The organism is Phaeodactylibacter xiamenensis (genome assembly GCF_000759025.1).
Classification (GTDB): Bacteria; Bacteroidota; Bacteroidia; order Chitinophagales; family Saprospiraceae; genus Phaeodactylibacter; species Phaeodactylibacter xiamenensis.
The window spans coordinates 64,582-86,729 of the sequence record NZ_JPOS01000012.1 but is presented as its reverse complement, the minus strand read 5'-3'; the positions used below and the strand labels follow the sequence as shown (position 1 = coordinate 86,729).

At 49.8% G+C, this 22,148-nt stretch carries 10 protein-coding genes; 7 read left to right on the top strand and 3 right to left on the bottom strand.

Features of this window, described 5'->3' with window-relative positions:
- The first annotated feature begins 17 nt into the window (after positions 1-17).
- The 4 genes from porD (at position 18) to IX84_RS03970 (ending at position 5,398) form a co-directional block, all read left to right on the top strand.
- Entirely contained in the window at positions 18-917 is a 900-nt protein-coding gene (gene porD, locus IX84_RS03985; protein WP_044216751.1) for a type IX secretion system protein PorD, read from the top strand.
- A gap of 23 nt (positions 918-940) precedes the next feature.
- Complete coding sequence (locus IX84_RS03980; protein WP_044216750.1) at positions 941-2,530, top strand: hypothetical protein; 1,590 nt, start codon at positions 941-943, stop codon at positions 2,528-2,530.
- A 233-nt stretch (positions 2,531-2,763) separates the two neighbouring features.
- On the top strand, positions 2,764-3,339 hold the full coding sequence (gene purN, locus IX84_RS03975) for a phosphoribosylglycinamide formyltransferase (protein ID WP_044216748.1): 576 nt from the start codon (positions 2,764-2,766) through the stop codon (positions 3,337-3,339).
- Between the two features lie 10 nt (positions 3,340-3,349).
- Complete coding sequence (locus IX84_RS03970; RefSeq protein ID WP_044216747.1) at positions 3,350-5,398, top strand: carboxypeptidase regulatory-like domain-containing protein; 2,049 nt, start codon at positions 3,350-3,352, stop codon at positions 5,396-5,398.
- Between the two features lie 84 nt (positions 5,399-5,482).
- Here IX84_RS03970 and IX84_RS03965 read toward each other — a convergent pair whose 3' ends face one another.
- The 3 genes from IX84_RS03965 to IX84_RS03955 form a co-directional block, all read right to left on the bottom strand.
- The gene (locus IX84_RS03965; protein WP_044216745.1) at positions 5,483-6,448 is read right to left on the bottom strand and encodes a 1-aminocyclopropane-1-carboxylate deaminase/D-cysteine desulfhydrase; all 966 of its coding nucleotides are present in this window, start codon (positions 6,446-6,448) and stop codon (positions 5,483-5,485) included.
- Between the two features lie 74 nt (positions 6,449-6,522).
- Positions 6,523-8,481 carry a caspase family protein gene (locus IX84_RS03960; RefSeq protein WP_081968601.1) on the bottom strand — a complete coding sequence of 653 codons (1,959 nt, stop codon included), beginning with the start codon at positions 8,479-8,481 and terminating at the stop codon, positions 6,523-6,525.
- Between the two features lie 789 nt (positions 8,482-9,270).
- Entirely contained in the window at positions 9,271-10,266 is a 996-nt protein-coding gene (locus IX84_RS03955) for a DUF1565 domain-containing protein (RefSeq protein WP_044216744.1), read from the bottom strand.
- Positions 10,267-11,358: 1,092 nt separating this feature from the next.
- Here IX84_RS03955 and IX84_RS03945 point away from each other — a divergent pair.
- The 3 genes from IX84_RS03945 (at position 11,359) to IX84_RS03935 (ending at position 22,131) form a co-directional block, all read left to right on the top strand.
- Complete coding sequence (locus IX84_RS03945; protein WP_044216742.1) at positions 11,359-12,417, top strand: PorP/SprF family type IX secretion system membrane protein; 1,059 nt, start codon at positions 11,359-11,361, stop codon at positions 12,415-12,417.
- Between the two features lie 322 nt (positions 12,418-12,739).
- The gene (locus IX84_RS03940; protein ID WP_044216741.1) at positions 12,740-15,418 is read left to right on the top strand and encodes an OmpA family protein; all 2,679 of its coding nucleotides are present in this window, start codon (positions 12,740-12,742) and stop codon (positions 15,416-15,418) included.
- On the top strand, positions 15,415-22,131 hold the full coding sequence (locus IX84_RS03935; RefSeq protein WP_044216740.1) for a gliding motility-associated C-terminal domain-containing protein: 6,717 nt from the start codon (positions 15,415-15,417) through the stop codon (positions 22,129-22,131). The genes IX84_RS03940 and IX84_RS03935 overlap by 4 nt, the downstream gene beginning before the upstream one ends.
- Positions 22,132-22,148: the final 17 nt, after the last annotated feature.

The window sequence follows — 22,148 nt, the reverse complement described above, 5'->3', positions numbered from 1 at the left end:
CGAAAAGCATAAGTACCATGAGAAAATTGATCCTATCCGGAATATTGCTGTGCAGCCTGTTCGCTATGCAGGCGCAGGAGCTGGAAGTCATTGTCCGTACTAATACTCAGAAACTGCAACAGGCAGATCCGCAAATCTTTGAGACGCTGGTCAACTCCATTGCAGAGTTTATGAACAATCAAAAGTGGACGAATGACGTCTTCGAGCCCGAAGAGCGGATCAAAGCCAATATTCTGATTACGATTCAGGAAGAACTTTCTCAGGTTGCCTTTAAGGCAGATATTGCCGTTCAGGCTTCACGGCCCGTTTACAACAGCAACTACGATACGCCACTGCTGAACTACATCGACAAAGGCGTCGTATTCAGTTATGAGCCTTTTCAGCCTATCCAGTTTAGCCAGAACCGATTTAACGACAACCTGTCTTCCTGCCTGGCTTTCTACGCTTATATTATTTTGGGGCTCGATTATGACAGCTTCGCTGCCTACGGAGGAGAACCTTACTTCCAGGCGGCTCAGGAGATCGTCAATATGGTGCCCGATGGAGCAGCGGCGGCAAGCCCGGGCTGGCGTGCCATCGATGGGGACCCCAGCCGGTTTTTCCTGATTGAGAACCTCCTTTCACCAAGGGTGCGTCCTTTCCGTCAGGCCTGGTATGAGTACCACCGGCAGGGGCTGGATGTGGCTGCCAATGATGTAGCAACCTGCCGGGCTATTATTGCCGCTTCTATGGAACAATTCCGCGATGTAGACCAGGCCTATCCAAACTCTATGATCATACAGACCTTCTCGGATACCAAAGCCGATGAAATTATGGAGATTTTCAAGAAAGGAACGCCTCAGGAAAAGAACAAAGTGGTGCAGACCATGACCCGCCTCGATGCCTCTAATACTACCAAGTTCAGATCGTTGAAATAGACGTCCCAAATTCAATCCGGACTATGCCATTCAAGACTCTTCTTTCGCTTATTTTTTTGCTGGCCTTTAATGCAGATTTGCTTGCACAGCAGGACCGTGTCCCGGGTGAAATATCCTGGGGGCCGGATATTACAGAGCCTTCAAGGTCGGGGATCACCAAAGTTGTAGAGGTTGCTCCCGAGGCCTACTATGTTCTGCGGGAACGCCGGCCCAGTGCGATCGCACGTGGCGAGGTCTTTATCGAACAATACGATAATCAGCAGCGGCTGAAGCGTTCCGTGGAGCTGCCCCTCAAGTACAAGCGGAAGTGGCGCGAGTTTGAGGATCTGGTGAAAATTGGCGGGGAGTTCTACTTTTTTACCAGCTTCAACAACGAAGCTCAAAAGACCAACTACCTCTTTTATCAAAAACTGAACAGCCGCCTGCAACCCGAGCGCAGCCTGAAAAAAATCGCAGAAATTCCAGCTGCCAACCGGGCTCGTACCGGTGCATTCAATCTGCTTTTGTCTCAGGATAGCTCCAAGGTGCTGCTCTACAGTCAGCTGGACAGCAAACGCAAAGAGCCGGAGCGCTTTGCCATACGTGTATTTGACAATCAAATGCAGGAGCTTTGGTCTAAGAATATCCGGCTGCCCTACAGCGAACAGCAATTTGCAGTGGAGGACTACCGAATCGATGAGAACGGTAATGTCTACCTGCTTTGTATTCAGTTCCTGGATGGCTCAGCGCAGGCGGTTCGGCGTGGGCTGGCCAATTACCAATACGTTATCCTGGCTTACACCAATAATGGAGAAAATAAGCAGGAGTACCGCATCGCCGTAAAGGATAAGTTTATTACAGACATGACTTTCCGTATTGGCAATGAGGGAGATCTGATCTGCGCGGGCTTCTTCTCCGACAGGGGCACCACAAGTATCAAAGGGACTTGCTTTTTCCGGGTAGACCCGGAGACCGAGGAAGCCTTCAATATCAGCCTCCAGGAGTTTGACCTTGACTTTCGGACTGCTTTTATGCGCGCAGGTCAGCAGCGACGGGCTGAGCGTGCTGAGGAATCCGGAAATACGAATCAGCAGGCAGAGCTCGACCGCTTTGCCCTCAATGACCTGATCCTGCGCAGTGACGGTGGTGCCGTTATTGTGGCTGAACAGTACTTTGTATACCAGCGTACCTACCGCATGTGGGATGGCACCCTTCAGTTTGATGAGTTTTACAACTACAACGATATTATTGTCGTGAACATCAGGCCGGACGGCTCCATGGAGTGGTCCGTGCGCATCCCTAAACGGCAGGAAACCGTGAACGATGGCGGCTATTACTCCTCTTATGCAATGGCGGTTGTGCGGGACCGGCTTTACTTCATTTTTAACGATAACAGCCGCAATTATACCTCGGATAACGACAACTTCCTGTATAATTTCAACGGCAGAAACTCTATCATTACGCTGGCTGAAATTCGTAAAGGCGGCGAACTTGAGATGTACCCGCTTTTCAATAACCGGGATGCAGGAGTAATCACCCGCCCAAAAATTTGCAAACAAACCGGAAGCCGGAAAATGATCGTTTACGGAGAACGCGGCCGTTCCTACCGTCTCGGGGAGCTTCAGTTTCAGTGACCCCTAAGCTCACGCCGTATAGTGGTCTGCTTTGAGCAGGTTCCAGGCACCTGAGCTAAATGAATGCAGGATTTGATTGGCTAAAGTGGAATACAAGTCGGTATTCGTGCTCCTCCCTGTTGTTTGATGTTCTGAAGCACTGTTGCCAAATCGTTAGGATATCACAAAAAAGCGTAATTTGGGCAATGTGGTAATACAAATCCATACATCGTATTATTCTCGACCGAAAAACCATGGAAAGAATCGCCATTTTTGCTTCCGGTACAGGCAGCAATGCAAAAAAAATTATTGAATATTTCCGGGCACATCCTAATATTGAAGTCGGGCTCGTCGTTGCTAATAAGCCAGATGCCCCTGTTCTGGCAATGGCTGAGGAGTTGGGCATAGAAACCCTTCGTATCAACCGGTCAGGGTTTTACCAATCAGAGGGCTTGTTGGCACAACTGACAGGTGCCGGTATTACCTTCATTGTATTAGCCGGTTTCTTGTGGTTGGTCCCTGCCTATCTGGTCAATGCCTACCGCGGGCGCATGGTCAATATACATCCGGCTTTATTACCAAAATTCGGGGGCAAAGGTATGTATGGTATGCATGTGCACAGGGCTGTGAGGAATGCCGGTGAACCGGAAACCGGGATTACCATACATTTGGTAAATGAAGCCTACGATGAGGGCGATGCCCTTTATCAGGCTAAATGTTCTGTGGAGCCCTCAGATACCCCTGAGCAGATTGCAGGCAAGGTGCATCAGCTGGAACATGAGCATTTTGCACCTGTTATTGAGAAATACATTAAAGCATTAAATTCATAATACCGAAGTCATGATCCGCAATTACTTATTACTTCTTCTTTTTCTGACCGGTCTGGCGCCAGCCTTAGAGGCGCAGAGCTGGAGGAGCCTGCGCAAAGATGCCGAGCAGGCTTTCGAAGAGGGAGACCTGAAAACTGCTGCTGAAAAATACAGCGAAGCTTACAGCAAAAAGCGCAAAAAAGAAGAACTTACCTATAAAGCAGGCGAGATCTACTTTACAATGCGGGACTATCGCAAAGCCGTGGAGGCTTATCGCCCGGTGAAGGATAAAAACGATGACTTCCCATTGGTCGGGTTGAAGTTCGCCCGTTGCCTCAAGCAGGATGGTCAGTACGATCGTGCAATCACTGCTTTTGAAGAGTTTCTGGAAGGTTATACCGGGGATGGCAAAGAAATACTGGAAGAGATAATCCGGGTCGAAATTGCGGGCTGCCGGTTTGGTATGGAAGCGCCGGCTAATGCAAACCGTGAACTCAATATTGCACTGCCTGGTGACGGTGTCAATTCTGAAAAGGAAGATTTTGCGCCTTTCCCTATATCTGATAATGAGCTTTACTTCTCTTCTAATCAGGGAGGGCGTGCACGCATTTTTGTATCAGAACGGGAAAATAATAAGTGGACAGAAGGCGAGGCTCCACGCAATTTCCCGGTGATTCAGCAGGGGCATTTTTGCAACAGCGCTATGTCTCCGGATGGGAACCGCATCTATTTTACAGTTTGCAACGATGATGATAAGAACTGGAGCGACGTTAAAAACCGCTGTGAAATATTTGTCAGCAAAAGAGTAGGCTCCCAATGGTCACAGCCGGAACGACTGCCGGATTACATCAACACGCAGGGAGTGACCGCTACCCATCCATTTGTTACTCATCAGAGGGGGCGCGAAATCCTGTATTTTGCCTCTAACCGCGAAGGGGGCCTGGGCGGTATGGATCTCTGGTACGCTTCCCGTGACCTTGGCATCGATAATAATGATTTTAGCTTCCCGGTTAACCTGGGCCCGGTAGTGAACACTCTGGGAGACGAAATTACGCCTTTTTATGACCGTGAAAATCAGGCGCTGTATTTCGGCTCTAACGGGCATGTGTCTATGGGAGGTTTTGACATCTTTCAATCTATAGGGGATGAGGTGAGCTGGTCGCAACCTGCTAATTTGGGCATGCCCCTTAATTCTAGTGCGGACGACTATTTCTATATCCTCAATCCTTCCCGCAATGGAGGTTTTTTTACTTCTAACCGGGTTGATGCGGGCAGCAAGATTACAACCTCACACGAAGACATTTTTGAATTCTCAGAAGGTGGGCGCCGTGTCGTTCTGAAAGGGAATGTATACGACCGGACGACCGGAGACCCCATTGGGGCCATTACCGTACGGCTTTTTGAAGTTGGCCCGGGTGGGGAATCAGAATTGCGCAGCCAAAGCTTTAATGATGGGCGCTATTCTTTTGATATCCTGCCTAATCGCCAGTTCCGGGTAGAGATTAGTGCTTATGGTTATCAGCCGGGTTCCTACAGGGTAAATGCCAATGACGAAAACACTTACTCCTACGGCCAGCCTATTTTTCTGGAAAAAGAGGGACAGGCATCGGATATCCCGGAGCCACCCGTTGTGGACAACGGCAATGACCCGTATCCGGGCAATATTAACCCCGGGCGCACCCAACCGCTTGAACCGGATGAACCTGTGTCGTCTTATCCGCCTACAGGGCCGGCGACATCCAATAGCATGGCCCCCGTCGCACCTTACCGTACGAGAAGCCAGAACCCTAATGACAATTACGAGTACGAAACTACCGCTCCGCGTCACAACGGGACTTATTATAAGGTGCAGATTGCCGCAGTAGGTAATTTTGATTCGGCACGGTTTGGCAATATTGCCGACCTCGGTACCATTCAGACGGAGTTTATTATTGAACGGAACCTCAACCGGGTGATGCTTGCTGACTTTTTCTCTCTGCCGGATGCCCGGGCAGTGTTGAGTAAAGTAAAAGCGAGAGGGTACAGCGGCGCCTACCTCATTGAGTATATCAATGGGGAGCGTTACGGACGGGTGCGTTAAGGTCAGAACCGATTCTTTACAGAGCACATCCTGACTACTGAGGGTCATCAGGCAAAGTAAGATCAGCCTGATGACCCTTTTGATTTACGCAGTGTAGTGAAGCGGGGAGCCATACCGCTCATTGAACCCCTCTATGCCCTGCAGCCCTCCGGTATGTACGGCTACTATGGTGCTCCCGCCCGGGAAGAAGCCCGCGCTAGCCATTGCTGTAAGTCCGAAAAAGAGTTTGCCGGTATAGATGGGATCTAATGCAATGCCGTGCTGTTGGTAAAAATGATTAAGGAACTGAATCAGTTCCGGACGGTACCTGGCATAGCCACCAAAGTGAAAGTCTGTAATGAGTTCCCATGGTTTTGGGCCGTCAGTGCAGGAGGGGGAAAGGAGGCTATTGATATCTGCTTTCAGGAAGTCACCTTTCAGGGCTGAAAAGGCAAGCACTTTGCTTTCAGGGCTGGCTTCCATGATTAGGCCTGCAGCGGTGCCACCTGTGCCTGCACTCACGCACCAGTAATCCGCATTTAGGCCAGGTTGTTGTTCCTGGCTTTCCCGGATGATCTCCCGGGCTCCGATGAGGGCCTTGCTATTGGTGCCGCCCTCCGGTAAATGGTAAAAGGCTCCAAACCGCTCTTCTAATTTACGGATAAACCCATCCTCCTCTTTTTGCCGGAAGGCAGATCTGTCCACAAAGTGCAGATGCATACCGCACTCCCGTGCAAACCTGAGCGTGGGATTTAAACCAGCGGGGGCTTCCCCGCGGATGACCCCAATAGTCTTAAAGCCAAAGGAAGCCCCTGCTCCGGCAACGGCTGCAATATGATTGGAGAAAGCCCCACCGAAGGTAAGTAGCTGAGCATGCCCGGCAGACCTGGCTGCAGCAAGGTTATACTTAAGCTTGCGCCATTTGTTGCCACAAAGCGCCAGGCCGGGGCCCATTCGGAGCAAGTCATCTCTTTTTATCCATATGGATAAACCCGCTGATTCGAATTCGGGCAACGTAAGGCGTTCTATAGGAGACGGGGAGTGCTGAAAAAGTGTGAAAATTGCTGGCATGCCCCAAAATAAAAAATCTGCCGGGCGGTTTATATCCCCCCCGGCAGAAAGTATTTATATCGTCTGATTTAAGCTTAATTTCCGTTAGTCCGGCGGATGGAAACCGGCATCTCCCGGTCGTAGTCTCCTTCTATCATCGGTGATTGTTTGGAGCCGGTGTAATTTTGCACATTTTGGCTTACGAAGCGGAAAAGCTCAGAAATATCCACATAGCGGTCTCCGTTCTGATCAGCTTCTCCCTTTAGCCCGCGAATCAGATAGTGGCTAAATACACCCTGCCGCAAGCCTTTGGCCTCCAGAGAGGTCTCATTGGACTTGGAAGACATGATCAGCGCAGTACCGGGGGCCGCTTCTGCGAGCCGGTCGTAGAAATCCTGAGTAAGCTGACTGGGGGCTCCGCCTTTGGCTGCCATCAGTCCACCACTGTAACAGGCGTCGGCAATACAAAGCTTGTACTTGGCCGGGCTGCGCTCCAGGATGCCAATAATTTCCTTGTGGAATAATTTATTGCGGAAGCCATTGAAGTCTATGGGCAGGAAAGCATCGTCATAACCATGGCCGGAATAATAAAGCATGATCAGGTCTTCAGGCCCGGCCCGGCTGTAGACCTCTTCCATGGTGTACTTTATGCGGTTGAGTGTGGCTGCTTCATCAATAAGAATACTGATGTGGTCATCGTCTAAGGCTCCCCCTTCCGGACTTTTCAAAAATGCATACATTTGGTAAGCATCGTCATCCGTATAATTGAGTGGAGGCATATGGGTGTAGGTGGAAATGCCAATCACAACAGCGAACACCTCGAGCTCCGGGTTTTTATTCCCGGATGCAGGTATGCGGGGCGATGGTAATGCCTCAGGAGAGGGCGTTTGTGCCTCTACCTTTTCCCGCACCAGCTCGCCGTTATGCCAGATACCGGACCTCTGTTCGCCTGTGTTGGTAAACAGCACACCGTGCCCGCTGAGGTAGCCCATTTTAAGTTCACCTTCGTAGCGCTCCCCATTGGCGTAGATAATGGTACCTTTTCCATGAGGATACCCATCTCTAAAAGTGCCAGTGTATTTATTGTCGTTTTTAAAGATATAGGTGCCTGTGCCGTTGCGGCAGTCTCCCGAAATACATCCTTTTGAAACTGGGTTCTGATGACCAATGAATTCACCATCCATCCACTGGCCTTCCAGTGCAGGTTGATTGGGGCGGTAAAGCACGCCTTCCCCATGGTAGAATCCGTTTTTGAATTCTCCAACATAACGGTTGCCATTGGCCCGGTACATGACGCCCCGGCCGTTAGGCTTGCCTTTATTAAACCACCCTTCGTATTCGGAGCGGTCAAGGTAAACGATACGCCCTTTTCCATTAACACAGTTGCCTGAAACACAACCGGACTGTACCTCATTGCCTGCTTTCATGGTGTTTTGGCACCCTTCAACAGATCGGCCATTCTCCCATTGTCCATAACACTCTTGTCCGTTGGCATAAGTCATAGTGCCATAACCATGTGGATGACCGTTTTTCCAGTCGCCTTCGTAGGTGTTTCCATTGGGGTAGTGGCAAATGCCCTGCCCGTCCCGGTTGCCATTCCGGAACCACCCCGTATACATAGCTTTGTTGCTGTAAACGTAGACGCCCCGTCCGTTTTCGCAGGTGCCGGAAATGCACCCCACCGAATACCGGTCGATGTGGTAATCACTGCCCTTGGCTTGTATACCTTCACCGGGTTTGGAATGCCCCTGAAAGATACCCTTCTCAAACCAGCCTACCTGTCTTTTGCCCGTACTCAAGAGGCGGGAGCCTTTGCCATGAGGCAGGTTATCTTTCCATTCGCCTTCGTACCGGCCACCACCATTGGGCCAGTAGCATATACCAACACCATTATAGGCTCCGTTTTGAAATTGGCCAACGTACTTGATGCCATTTTCAAGAATCAACGTCCCTTCTCCATTCTCGCAGTCTCCTTCTATACAGGTTTGGGCATAGAGCGAATGCACGCTCCAGAAGACTGCCAAGACAATAATTGTAAATGTGTTTCGTCTCATGATTTGTTACTTGCTTTGGGTTATGATGAATGCTTTTTTCCGATACTGAATTTGCTGTAAGTAGGGGCTGCTAAAGGTAGTGGGACAGGCTACCCTGTAGGCTATCAATCCCTCCACGGGTTTGCAGCAGCCGGGCGTACTTCAAATCAGAGCCATACCGGCAGCATGCGCCACCTTGATACGTATGTGTTCTGTATTTTTATCAACACGCCCGTTAAGCCAGGTCAGCCCCATTTTACTTATCAGGAGGGGGCGATATGGCATACAAAAGAAGCTTACTCTTCCAAAAGGAAGCAAGATTCAGGAAAGGTATCAGGAAAGATATGTTTCTGCCAGTTGTGACAGCATGCTTAGCAGGCTTCATCGTGTCGGTTTTTGGAATAACTGTTACAGTAACGGCAACAGTTATTTAAAAATTTTATATCGAACGTTTTTTTATATGTACGACGCCGCCTTGGTTTAGGTTGCGATCGGAATCCTGCTTTTTCATTTTTAACGCTCAGTTCCGTTCGCATCCATTTTATTCAAATGACAATATCTTATATTAAAAAGATTATAAAATGAATAGATGGAGTGATTTGTGACATTGAAACCTGCCTGAAGTCAAAGGAAGAGTACGGATAGAGGAAGTGCAAAAGTGAGGCGCCGAACGAAAGGTCAGGTATAAAATGAAACAGGGGGTTTGCAAAGCGCAAACCCCCTGTTTCTATCATTAGGCTTCGAAGTCATTTATCTGCTTTGTATAGTATTTAGCAGAGTAAAGGACCAAAATACGTTATACTTATTTGTTTAACGAAGTCCGTTGCTGCTGATGGAGCCACCTTTGAAAGAGCCGGTACGGCTGCTAACAGGCTCACCAATGGAAGAAAGATTTTTCTGCAATACGCAGGCAATCATGACTGCTTTGGAAGAACCCTCTCCTTTATAGTCGTTGTAAACACCTGCACCCTGAAAGTGCGCCTTGTTGGAGATAAAACGGCATTGCTTTACAAGCGGAGCTACCTGCCCGTCATGGGCATGATTCATCATTCCGCCTCCATAGGTGGCGATGTTGTATTCAAATTGAACATTGGTCAGCTTTGGAGCGGCTTTACTTTTTGCGCCCAGTGTGCCGTTGTAAATTGCACCGCCATCAAGGGCTGCAGTATTTTGAATGAATTGAGATTTTTCGATGGTTGGGCTGCATTCTCCGCCATTGATAGCAAGATTGTACATGCCAGCGCCTTCGCGGGCTTTGTTGTCGACGAATTTGCAGTTACGGATGACCGGAGAAGAGTGAGCACCGTTTGCCAGGTTATACCAGCCGGCACCACAAGATTCCTTAACCCGGCTCGAACCATCCTGCTCGACATTTGCGGTTCCGCCTGTAATAATGAAGCCATCCACAACCGTGTTTGAGCTGACATTCTCCGTGAAGACAACGGTGTAGGCATTATCCTCAAGTGAAGAGGTGCCAATCTCACCGCTGAGGATCGTACGGTTTGCGCCAATATTGCGCTGTGCAAGAGAAGACTCGGTACCTGCGAAACCTCCGTACAGCTTCACACCATCCTTAATTTTGAAATACAGGTTACGGTTGTTACCTGAAGTTGTGAAGTACTCGCCTTTAGCTACCCAAATGGCATCACCTGCCCTGGCAACTTCCAATGCTTGTTGAAGGGAGCCGAATGCGTCCGTCCAGGACGTACCATTTCCTTGGCTATTTTGCTTTACGAAGAAAATATTCCCCGCATGTAGCTGGCCCATAGCCATGACCATGATGAGTAAAAATGTTACTTGTTTCACGCCTAATGAAGTTTTGAAGTTGGTAAATAACCGGGGTATGGGAAATACCTTAGGTTACGTAAGGCTGGAGTTACTTTCAAAAGCTGGGAAACTAATTGAAGAAACCCCATCCTAAAAGGCGTCAAACGAAGAACAAAATTTAGGATATTGGGAATAAAGGGCGTCACCCCTTTACTTTCTCGAATCTAGAGATTGGGATTCTCTATATTCGAATTTAGTCACAAGATATAACTTTTTTTCTAATAAAAACAAGTTCAATTTAGAAAAAAATATATCTAAGGTTTTTACCAGGATTCTTAGGTACAGAAGTGCACCGCCGTTTCCTTTGGAAAAACTTAGTGGCTAACGGGCACGAGGCCCAAAATGTTACATAGTGATTGAAAAAATGAGATAAGGTATCTTTGCAGTTATAGGATAAAGTTAGTAAAACCAAAGCAATACTGCCAAAAAAACAAGTGACAAACTGAAATATTTTTAATTATATTAGGGTTTTATGTAACGAAATAGCCCTCTGCTCGTATTTCTATTTTGTATTGGCAGGCTAAAGTTCCTGCCAAAAGAATTCCCCCCTCATGATATACAAGTTAAGTGGTCCTGTTACGATCTGCAAAGCAGGCAGGCGAAGTGGATTATGGCTTAAGCAGGTTTTGTGCTGTTGAGCGCATGGCTCCTCTAAGTGAATGGGCGGGTGCCTGTCCGTTTGCTGTACAGCATAAACTGCCGGAAAACTGGATTCTTCGGAAAAGGCCGTTGGTTTTCTCCGTTGAGCTGCTCGGGTACGAGCTTTCCGCGCACCGATACTTCTGAATAGCTGCCTGCCGCGGTTTCTGTCAAAAAGATATCACAGATTGCCCGTTGTTTTAGCATTAACAAAGCACTAGCGGATTCTTTTCTGTATATTGGGCACGGACCCGGAATAATAGCAGCTTTTTTACGGATGATTGGGTGGTTTGGAGCTTCCTGCCTTCCTGTTGCCGGTACATATTTATGAGTGTTTATGTGCTGACTAGCTTACATACGGCACTCATAGTGGAATGCTCAGCCCCCCAAGCGTGATGAAAAAGAATTAAACTAAGTTAAAAACGGTCCATTTTGAGAAAGTTACTATACGTTGCGTTTTTAGCCCTTTGGGCTATTCCCGGGGTCAACGCTCAGGATATCCACTATTCTCAGTTCGGATATGCGCCGGCCACGACCAATCCGGGGCTCACCGGTATATTCAGGGGGAAGTTTCGAGCAATCAGTAACTCGAGGCAGCAGTGGCGGACAGTACCTGTGAATTACCTGACGTTTTCTGCCAGCGCGGATGTGAAGTTGCCTAACCGTAACCAGATGAGAAATGGATTCTGGGCCGTTGGTGCTTCCTTCAATTACGATCGTGCAGGACTGGCCCGGCTGCAAAATACCAATCTTAATTTTAATCTTTCCTACACGCACCGGCTGGCCGAAAAGGTGTTCATCACTGCCGGCGCCCAGTCAGGAATTGCCCGCAGAGATTTTGATATCAACCCTTTGCTGTTTGATAATCAATACGACCCCACCATAAGTGGCGGTAACTCTAATCTGCCCAGCAACGAAATTTTTCAAAATCTTCAAAACGACTTCGCAGATTTTAGCGCGGGTATCAATCTGCGCATTCAGGACTTCAGCAATTGTGAGATCGTAAATACCCTCAAAAACCGGTCTTCCATAGACATAGGTGTAGGTGTTTTTCACCTCAACCGGCCGGATCAGGCATTCGATGAGGTAAGAGGGCCCAGAGCAGAGCTGCCCATGCGGATTAGCCCGTATATTCTGGCTAATAAGCAGGTTGACCCTATTGTTGATGTATTCGCTAACCTGAATTTTCAGTTTCAGGGTGTCTATAAGGAATGGCTGACCAATTTTGGCGGGCGGGTATTTTTTGATAAGACCCCCGGGAGTGTCACTGCCCTTGAGCTGAGCTGTGGCTATCGCTTCAATAATGAGCTGGGGGATGTGGTATACCCAACAATTGGTATGCAGTATGGCGATATCTTTGCAGGGTTTTCGTATGATATCAATATTTCGGCTTTTGACGTGGCTACCCGCAACCGGGGTGGCTGGGAGCTGACCGTGCGTTATACCCTGAGCCAGATTTGCCTGGACAATTATTTCTGTCCATTATTATAAACTAAAAACGGCGCATTGCGCCTGTACAGGTACTATGAGTAAACCCGGCCGCACTTGTCTTCAGCAAGGCGGCGGTGCCGGAATAATAAGAACGACCAAAATGCAACCGGCGCCCTGTCATCCCCCCAACTACGATGGTTAAGGCGTTTCATCATTGTACCTGCAAAGAACCTAATCGTGGTGCGATCTGCTTACAGGCTCCAAGTGTGCCAGATCAGCATCAAGCATCACGCTGGCTTGCATTTTATGAGAAGCCGGTTGCTGTATATTGAGGTGGTTGGCTGGCTTTGATTACTTAAAAGATGAAGACAATTATTGACTTATGAATATCAAAATGTTGTCCCTGCTGTTGACGCTTCTGCTCCCGCCTCTTTGGGGAGCGGCCCAGTCATTGGAAAAGGTGCTTGAAGCCGGGGACGAGGCCTACCAAAACCGCGACTACTTTACGGCCTTCAAATGCTATGAGGTCGTATTGGAATACGATGATGAGAAGTACAGCCGCCCGCAGCGGCTTCTTGCTTTTCAGTACGGACTCTCGGCTCAGCGCTTCAACTACTTCTCCAAAGCAGATTCGGTTTTCGCTAACCTGATGGTTTCCTCTGAGGATAACAACCGTATAGATTCCATCTATGCCCGTACCGTTTTTTACCGTGCGCAGTTGCTCTTGTCCAAGGGAGAGCGTAAAGCGGATTACCAACTTGCCAAAGAACTCTTTGAGAAAGTGGAAACCGAATTGAGCTCAATAGTAAGCGCAGACCCGGTTTTACAGAACCGGTACCGCGTAGCTGCCGCCGCTGGCATTGAAAAAGTCGAATATAGTATTGAGCGTAATGGCTGGCTGGAAAGAGATACGTTGCACCGGCTGACAAGCGATAGAATCAACTCCGGCTACTCCGACCTTGCTCCTGTCCTGGAGGGAGATACCCTTTATTTTTCCTCCCTGCGTTTTGACAGTAACCCCTTAAGGCGAAAGCGGCAGTCCACTACTTATGCCAAGAATTTACGGGCCGTTTTTGCTCCGTTGGACACAGGCGGGACAGATACCCTGCTGACGATTCTCCCAACTACCGAACCATTCAACAAAGAAGACCAGTTCACCCTTCACCGGGCCATAAGCCCTTCCGGTAAATGGATGGTCTTCTCTGTTTGCGAATCAGTCGAAGACTCGATTCTTTGTAAGCTCTACAAGCGGCAGTCACAAGGTCCCGGCATTTGGGGAGACCCACAGCTGATGGACATTAATCAGGGCGGTGGTTTTACGACCACACAGCCTGCCTTTGGTTATGACTGTGCTACAGATGCCGTAGTGCTTTACTTCGTTTCTGACCGTACCGGTACGCTGGGTGGGCTGGATATCTGGCAGGCAGGCTTCGATGAGTCCTCAGGGGTTGCAGGTACTATCACCAACCTTGGTGAACCAGTAAACTCTCAATGGAATGAATCCACGCCCTTTTATCATCAGTTGTCCAGTACACTGTACTTTAGCTCTGATGCCCCTCCGGGCTATGGGTTGTATGATTTGTTTAAATCGCTGAAAACGGAGGAGGGCTGGTCGCAGCCGGACAACCTGGGCGCACCTTACAACTCTGGCTTCAATGATATGTACTTCTTTGCTTCCGGGGAAGGTAGCACTGTATATTTGTCTTCTGACCGGCCGCGGTCAAGGCGCTTTGATGAAGCTATTGATGCCTGCTGCCAGGATATATTTACCGGGCAGAGAAAGCTGGACCGGGAACTGTACGTAGAAGTCATACAGTGCGACCAAAAACCCAGAGGGTACAAGGAGACACAGCTGAAAGTAATTGATATTTCAGATTGTCGGCAGTTGGATACCCTGCTCAATACGGCCACGATGGATGATATAGCGGAAACGCTGGCTGTCAGGCAATACCGGCAGTACCGGGTGATTGCTTCCAACCCATCTATTGGAGCCATGATGGATACTGTTATTGACCTGAGGCTTGCCCACTTCGATACGGCTCAGACCGCTAGTGTCATTATAAATCTGCTGCCTGATTATGTGGAGTTGGCGGTTTCCACGGGTTTCTTTCTGGATGGAGAGTTAATTGAAATTGGCGATGTTACCGTTGAAGACCAGAGCGGCAATCTCCTCAGTACAGTCGAAGGGCAGTCTGGCCTTTACCGGCTGGCTTTTGATCGGGCTTATAATATTGGTATTTCAGTGGATTCTGCTGAGCGCACCATTCCGGGGGTGCTTCCCGGAGTTGTCACTTTATACCCAGATACGCTTGAAGGCATTTACTTCCCCAAAACGCAGTGCCAGAAAGTTTGCTATCAGGAAATTGACATACCCCTGCCTGCCGATCAGCGCCGGGAGGTCCGGGTGTATTTCCATAACGACAAACCAGACCGCGCCGGCCGTGTTGAAGGCGGCTTCAGGGGATATACAAGCGTTACAGATCAGTCCTTTGATGACGCCATCGATGAATATCTGGCTTTAGCCACCACCTACTTTGAGAACAACCCCGACAGGGATACAGTACAAAGCCGGATCCGCCTCTTCTTTGAAAGAGATATTGAAGAAGGCAGGGATGCACTGATTGAGCTGTCCAAAACATTGATTGTGGCAGCTGCTGAACTTGAGGCAGACCAGCATATTCAGGTTGAAATACAAGGTCTCTGTAGTGCCCGGGGCAACAAAATTTACAATGACAGCCTTGCGCTACGGCGGATACAGTGCATTCAGGAATACATGGAGAAACAAGAGTTTAATGGTGTAATACTTGGTGACCTGATGGGACCTCAAGGCTCAGATGCTAAAGTGCGGATCCTCCCGCAGCCCCTGGGCGAGTCCAAAGCCAGTGGAAATGTACCGGGAGGAGATGAAGACGGAAAGTATAATATCGCGGCGGCAACTGACCGTCGGGTAGAGCTCAAGGTGGTACTGCCTGAGCAAAATGCCCCAAAACTTTCCCTTTTTGACCTTGACGAAGACTGTACCCAAACCAATAACGAAACGCGAAAAAATCCCGAACAATGATACATATCGGATTAGTAAACCTTAACCGAAGCTGGCTTTTGGTGCTGCTCCTTGCCATAGGGTGCAGTACCTCCGGGTGGAGTAAGTCTTTGTACCCCTGGAATGATGCCAGTGCACTTTGTGAATGGCAGGCAACATCAGGTTCGCATAGCCTGCAGTTGCCGTTTTATGGTATAGAGGAAGATACCATTTCTCCCGCCCTTCCTGATTTTGTTTGCGATGCCGTTTGCCCGGATTTTCAGGTCACCTGGATTTCCATTGATGCAGATTGCGGACAAAGCAATGGGTCAGCTACCGTAACACCGGTAGGCCTGCCTGCGGGAACGGAGTTTGTTTACAACTGGGAAGGAGGCGTCAGCACTGGCCCCACTGCTGAAAACCTGGCACCTGGTGTTTACAAAGTGACCATTGGGATTAGTGAATTGCTGGAAGATCAGGCGCTACGGGATTGCCTCATCGAGACAGAAGTAGTCATTGACACCAAAGAAGGCCCAGCTGTAGAGGTCGGAAGCATAACGGCAGGCAATTGTGCCACGCTTTCGGGCGGCGTCAAGCTGGATATAAGCGGAGGCACACCGCCCTACCAAATTTCCTGGGGCGATGGCGGCAGCAACACATTGAGCGCAGATGGTACGGTCAGTATTTCAGGCCTCGCCCCTGGCGATTACACCTTTATAGTCAGAGATGCAGCAGGCTGCCTTACCTCCCTGCCGGTTACCATTCCGCAGGCGCAGGAGCCCATCTCCCTCACAGCTACGCCACCTTCCCTTTGCAGTAGCGATGATGGAACAATCACGGTGACGATGGAAGAAGGTTTCCCTCCGTACACCATTATCTTGAATGATGGACTGGAAATTACTACCAATAATAACCCTTACACTTTTGAGGGGCTTCCTGTTGGCTTGTATACCGTAAAAGTGGAGTATGGGTTTGTATGTGAGGCCGAAGCCTCGATCGAGCTGAATACGCCCGGCTTTGAGTGCAACGAAGGCTGGTCAGTCTTTGACCCGGTTTGCCCGGGTGATCCGGCATATCTGTACTTTGATGGCAGCGGCACAGCAAATGAGACTTATCAGGTCCGGCAGGTCAATGCCGGATTCCTGCTGGCTTCGGTACCCGGAAATGAGGCCGTATTCATCGAAGTACAATATGGAGACTACGAAATAAGACGCATCAGTTCGGCGGATAATTGCTTTTGTGAATTTATGTTGTCTGTGGAACCGGTAACACTGGAAGCACAATTGACTGTCCTTAACGGAAGCTGCGAGCCTGGGAACATCATCCCCGGGAGCATTACCCTGAACGCAGCCACAGGTGGAACGCCTCCCTACACCCTGGAAGTGACCGATCTGGACGGCAATCCTGTTGACGCATCGAACCTGAACGAGGGCAGCTACATTGCCACAGTACGGGATGCCAACAATTGCCCACTTTCTGATACTGTTGCAGTGGAAGGCGGCGCTTTGTCCGGAGGTATAGAGGAGCAGGAAGTAGTCGTTTGTGAAGGGGATACTTTCCAGCCTTCTTTTGAGAATGCAACTAACCCTAACCTGATATTTAGCTGGTCTCCCACTACGGGGCTTAGCGACTCCACGATTGGCAATCCTGTGATTACACCTACAGAAGATATTACCTACGTCTTAAATATTACCGATCCCAACTGTGGATCGTTTTCAGATACCTTGGTGATCGATTTCGTCCCGGGGTTGAATCTGTCTGTGGATGGGAATGCTTTCCAGTTTGGACAGGATGAAATCACCATCACCGTTTCTTCCGATAGCGATGAGGCGATTTACACCTGGTTCCAAAATGATGGCACTGTCGTTGATGACGATGGGAATGACACCTTTATATTGGCTGCTGATGACCTCGCATCTCCTTATACGGTTGTAGGCGAAGTCAACGGTTGCCCGGATACCCTCACCTTCCCGGTATTGCCACCACCTGAGGCGGACTACACCATCAGCGTGCCAGATGTTGAAATTTGCGAGGGGGAAGAGGGAACACTAATGGCTACTATTATCCCGGATACTATTCTAATTGACAGTATCGTGTGGAATGATGCGCAGGGCCAAACAGCGGGTCAGGGCTCCGGGCTTCTAATTAGTGGCTTATCCCCCGGCAGCTACACCTACACGGCTACTGCATTTAGCCCGGTGGGCATCACGCAAACCAACGCTCTGGTAACGGTACTCCCGCTTCCGGGTATTGATGCACAGCCTGATGGTGTACTTTCCTTGTGTATTACGGATCAGGGTAATCTGGTGGAACTGACAGCCACCGCCACAGGATATCCTGATAGCATGATTGTATGGACAGCCTCCGATGGCGCTGTCTTAGGCAATGGTGGAATGGTGATGGTGCAAGCCGAAGCAGGAACGAGCCAATATGTAGCTACGTTGTCTGCTGTCTGTGGTGAGGTAAGTGATACCGTAACTATCGAGGTGGATACTGAGCCTGCACTTCCGGCATTACCAGACACGCTCAAGCTTTGTATAGGCGATGAAGCTGTTATTGAACTAAGCGATTATGCATTCCCTTACACCTGGTCCGATTGTGACGGTCAGTCCATTCCGGTATCAGGAGACAGCATTATCGTTTCAGGCGATGTTGTTGGAGAGACTTGTTTCCGGTTTAGCGCTTCTAATGAGTGCGGCACGGTAGAAGCCGAAGTGACCGTATACGTTGTACCTGAACAAGTTGCAGATGCACAGCCTAACGATACTATTCAATTTTGCATACCCGCACCGGATACCTGCCTGGCCGCAACGGTAATTGGTCTGCCAAACGACTGTATAGAATGGACGGATCTTAGTGGAAACCTTTTAGGGACCGGTAGCGAATTGTGTGTGACGCCTCCGCAGGGAACGAGCCAATATATCGCAAATGTACCCGGTCTGGATTGTATCACGGCTGACACCGTTACCATAGTTGTGGAAGCGATGCCGCCGCCGCCACCTGATTTGCCTGATACACTGACCATTTGTATCAACCAGGATACTCTATTGGATTTGAGTAGCTACAGTCACCCTTACACCTGGGCCAGCTGTGATGGTCAGGTTATAGCTACCAATAATGGCGAAATCCAAATCTCCGGTACCCAACCAGGAGAAGATTGCTATACCTTCTCTGCTTCTAATATTTGCGGTGAGGTAGAAGAGCAGGTAATCGTTTTTATAATTGCAGCCCCTGAAATCAGCGCCCAGCCGGATACTACGATCGAGTTATGCGCCCCTGTAACGGACAGTTTAATTTTGACGGCTACCGCACCAGGTTTTGCTCAGAATGCCATCGCATGGTTTAGCGAAGATGGGGACGCATTGGGTACAGGAGGTACGCTTAGCGTTTTGCCTGCCACAGGGACCAGCCACTACATCGCCAGTATTAGTGCAGCTTGTGGTACCGCCACAGATACCGTGACTATTGTAGTGGATGACTTCGTGCCACCGCTGCCTCCTGGGCTTCCGGATACGCTGAAGATTTGTGTGGGTAATGACATCCTCATAGATCTCAGTACCTATGGTTACCCTTATGTATGGTCGGACTGCCAGGGGCAGGAAATCCCGGTGAATAATAATACTATTGAAATCAGCGGCAACGAAGCAGGAGAACAGTGCTTCCGGTTCAGCGCATCCAACGCTTGCGGGGCGATTGAAGAGCAAATCACCGTCTATGTGGTTCCGGAACAACAGGTTGATGCACAACCTAATGATACCTTGCGCTTTTGTGCGCCGGCTCCGGATACCTGCCTGACGGCTACGGTCATCGATTTGCCTGATGACTGCATAGAATGGTCAGACTTGGATGGGAATATACTGGGGACCGGAGGCGAGCTTTGTGTAACACCGGGCGTGGGCTTAAACCATTACATTGCCAGTGTTTCGGGCCTTACTTGCGTGACACCCGATACCATAACGGTTATCGTGGATAATCTGCCGATGACGCCTCCTGCACTGCCGGATACCCTTACCCTGTGTATTGGGCAGGATACCGTATTTGATCTGAGCGGCTACGGTTTCCCTTACAGCTGGTCTGCTTGTGATGGTCAGTTGATTCAGGAAAATAGCAACGAAATTGAAATTAATGCCACTGCCTTAGGCGAAGCATGTTATAGTTTTAACGCTTCTAATGCCTGTGATACGGTGGAAGTGGACGTGATTGTGTACGTTGTTCCGGAACCAGTAATAGATGCACAACCAGACTCTACCATTGCTTTATGCGGACCGGTCAACACTGCCATTGACATCTTTGCCACTGCGGATGGATTCGCAGATAGCGATATTACCTGGACAAGTGAAGATGGGGCTATTTTGGGTACAGGGACTACCTTGTCTGTACTGCCAGTGGAGGGCGTAAACCAATATATTGCGAGTACGCCACAGTTGACATGTGGTAGCGCGAGTGATACGGTAACGATTGTGGTGGAGACGCTCCCGCCGCCCCCACCGGTCGCTTTGCCGGACACACTGAAGCTGTGCGTAGGCGACGAAGCGGTGATCGACCTGAGCGGCTACGGCTACCCATACACGTGGTCAGCATGCGGCGGCGCGGAGATCCCGGTCGCCAATGACGAGATAATCATTTTGGGCGACCAGGCCGGCGAGTTCTGCTACGAGTTCGGCGCGTCCAACGCTTGCGGCATGACCTCGGCCGAGGTGATTGTGTACGTGGTGCCGGAGCAGACGGTTGATGCCCAGCCAGACTTAGAAATCGAGCTATGCGCGCCAGTGGCTACCGACACCTGCCTGACGGCAACAGTAACGGCCCTGCCGGGCGATTGCATAGAATGGACGGACTTTGACGGCAACGTTTTGGGCACGGGCAACGAGCTATGCGTGACGCCGCCGGAAGGCACGAGCTACTACATCGCAGGCGTTCCCGGGCTGGGCTGCATCACGTCCGATACGGTAACGATTGTGGTGGAGACGCTTCCGCCGCCCCCACCGGTCGCTTTGCCGGACACACTAAAGCTGTGCGTAGGCGACGAAGCGGTGATCGACCTGAGCGGCTACGGCTTCCCGTACACGTGGTCAGCGTGCGGCGGCGCGGAGATCCCGGTCGCCAATGACGAGATAATCATCCTGGGCGACCAGGCCGGCGAGTTCTGCTACGAGTTCGGCGCGTCCAATGCTTGCGGCATGACCTCGGCCGAGGTGATTGTGTACGTGGTGCCGGAGCAGACGGTTGATGTGCAGCCAGATGTAAATGTCTTGTTATGTACTCCGGTAGAAATGGATACCTGCCTGACGGCTACGGTTACCGGTTTGCCGGATGAATGCATAGAATGGACCGACCTTGAAGGTACGCTGTTGGGTACGGGCGGTGAGCTTTGTGTGACCCCACCTGTAGGTATCAGCCAATACATAGCAAGTGTTCCCGGTCTGGACTGCACTATTTCAGATACCGTAACTGTAATGGTGGATACGATTCCACCGGTACTGCCACCGAGCCTGCCTGATACGGTACTCATGTGCCTGAATGACACGCTTAGTGTGACGGTGGGCGACTACGATTATCCCTTCGTTTGGGAGAATGAAAATGGAGATACGGTAGCCATTAACGAAGGTCTTGTGCTCGTTGGGGCAGAAGCAGGCACCGCATCATTCATTTTTGAGGCAACTAATGGTTGTGGCGTAGTTGCTGACACACTGGTTCAGGTGACGATCGATAGTGCTGCTATTGAAATCATTCCTTCCGTGGACACCCTGGTGGTCTGCGATTCCTTTGCCATTCAGCTGAATGCCCTGGCACCGCTTGGGCAAGCTGTAGTGTGGACCGATGGGGAGGGGAATGTGATTGATACGGCCATTTCTATAGAAATTATGCCTCAGCCCGGCTCCAGCATTTACATCGCCAACCTAGTTGAATTGGGTTGCGTAAGCAGCGATACGATTGTCGTGGAATATGTACCTGAAGATTTGATGTTGGAAATCAATACGCCTTCCCTGCTGATTTGTCTGGGCGATGAAGCCAGCCTCGAAGCAGCCCTGGACCCTGAGGATGTGGCTGCTACCATTTCCTGGTATGACGAAGCCTTTGTATTCATAGGAGAGGGAGAGGTGATTGGGGTAACACCGACCCGTGCAGGGCTGGTATCTTATTTTGCTATAGCGGAAAATGCCTGTGCTATGGATACGGCCAGTATAGAAATTGAAGTGGAAGCCCTCGACCTCGCGATTGTTGGTGGTGACACCTCAATTTGTACAGGGGACTTTGCCACGCTTGAGGTCGTTGGATGTGACAACTGTACCTATGAATGGACACCGGAAGACCGGTTGACCAATCCTGATGCAGCAATAACCGATGCAGAACCACTGCGCCCATCGACTTTTCAGGTGATTGTGACCGGTGAAGTCTGCCGGGATACCCTAACGACCACAGTGGACGTAGGGACCTGTGAGCGCTGTGAAGTGGACAAGGTCTTTATCGCAGATGCCTTCACACCGAACGGTGATCAGAACAATGATCAGGTATGCGTACAAAGCGAAGTGATGGATCAGTTCTCCGAAATAGAACTTATGATTTACAACCGCTGGGGGCAAGAGGTTTTCCGCAGCAATGATATGCAGAATCTGTGCTGGGACGGATTCTTTGGGGGAGAAGACCTGCCACCTGACGTTTACGGGTACTATATGAGAATAGTTTGTCCCGGAGAGGAAGGCGAGCCCGATCAGGTTTTTACTCGTCAGGGCAATATCACGCTGCTCCGGTAATTCCAGTCATTAAAAGC

Bases quoted from the DNA above. Each gene is read 5' to 3' on its own strand.
- porD (WP_044216751.1), top strand. From the start codon at position 18: ATGAGAAAATTGATCCTATCCGGAATATTGCTGTGCAGCCTGTTCGCT.
- IX84_RS03980 (WP_044216750.1), top strand. From the start codon at position 941: ATGCCATTCAAGACTCTTCTTTCGCTTATTTTTTTGCTGGCCTTTAAT.
- purN (WP_044216748.1), top strand. From the start codon at position 2,764: ATGGAAAGAATCGCCATTTTTGCTTCCGGTACAGGCAGCAATGCAAAA.
- IX84_RS03970 (WP_044216747.1), top strand. From the start codon at position 3,350: ATGATCCGCAATTACTTATTACTTCTTCTTTTTCTGACCGGTCTGGCG.
- IX84_RS03965 (WP_044216745.1), bottom strand. From the start codon at position 6,448: ATGCCAGCAATTTTCACACTTTTTCAGCACTCCCCGTCTCCTATAGAA.
- IX84_RS03960 (WP_081968601.1), bottom strand. From the start codon at position 8,481: ATGAGACGAAACACATTTACAATTATTGTCTTGGCAGTCTTCTGGAGC.
- IX84_RS03940 (WP_044216741.1), top strand. From the start codon at position 12,740: ATGAATATCAAAATGTTGTCCCTGCTGTTGACGCTTCTGCTCCCGCCT.
- IX84_RS03935 (WP_044216740.1), top strand. From the start codon at position 15,415: ATGATACATATCGGATTAGTAAACCTTAACCGAAGCTGGCTTTTGGTG.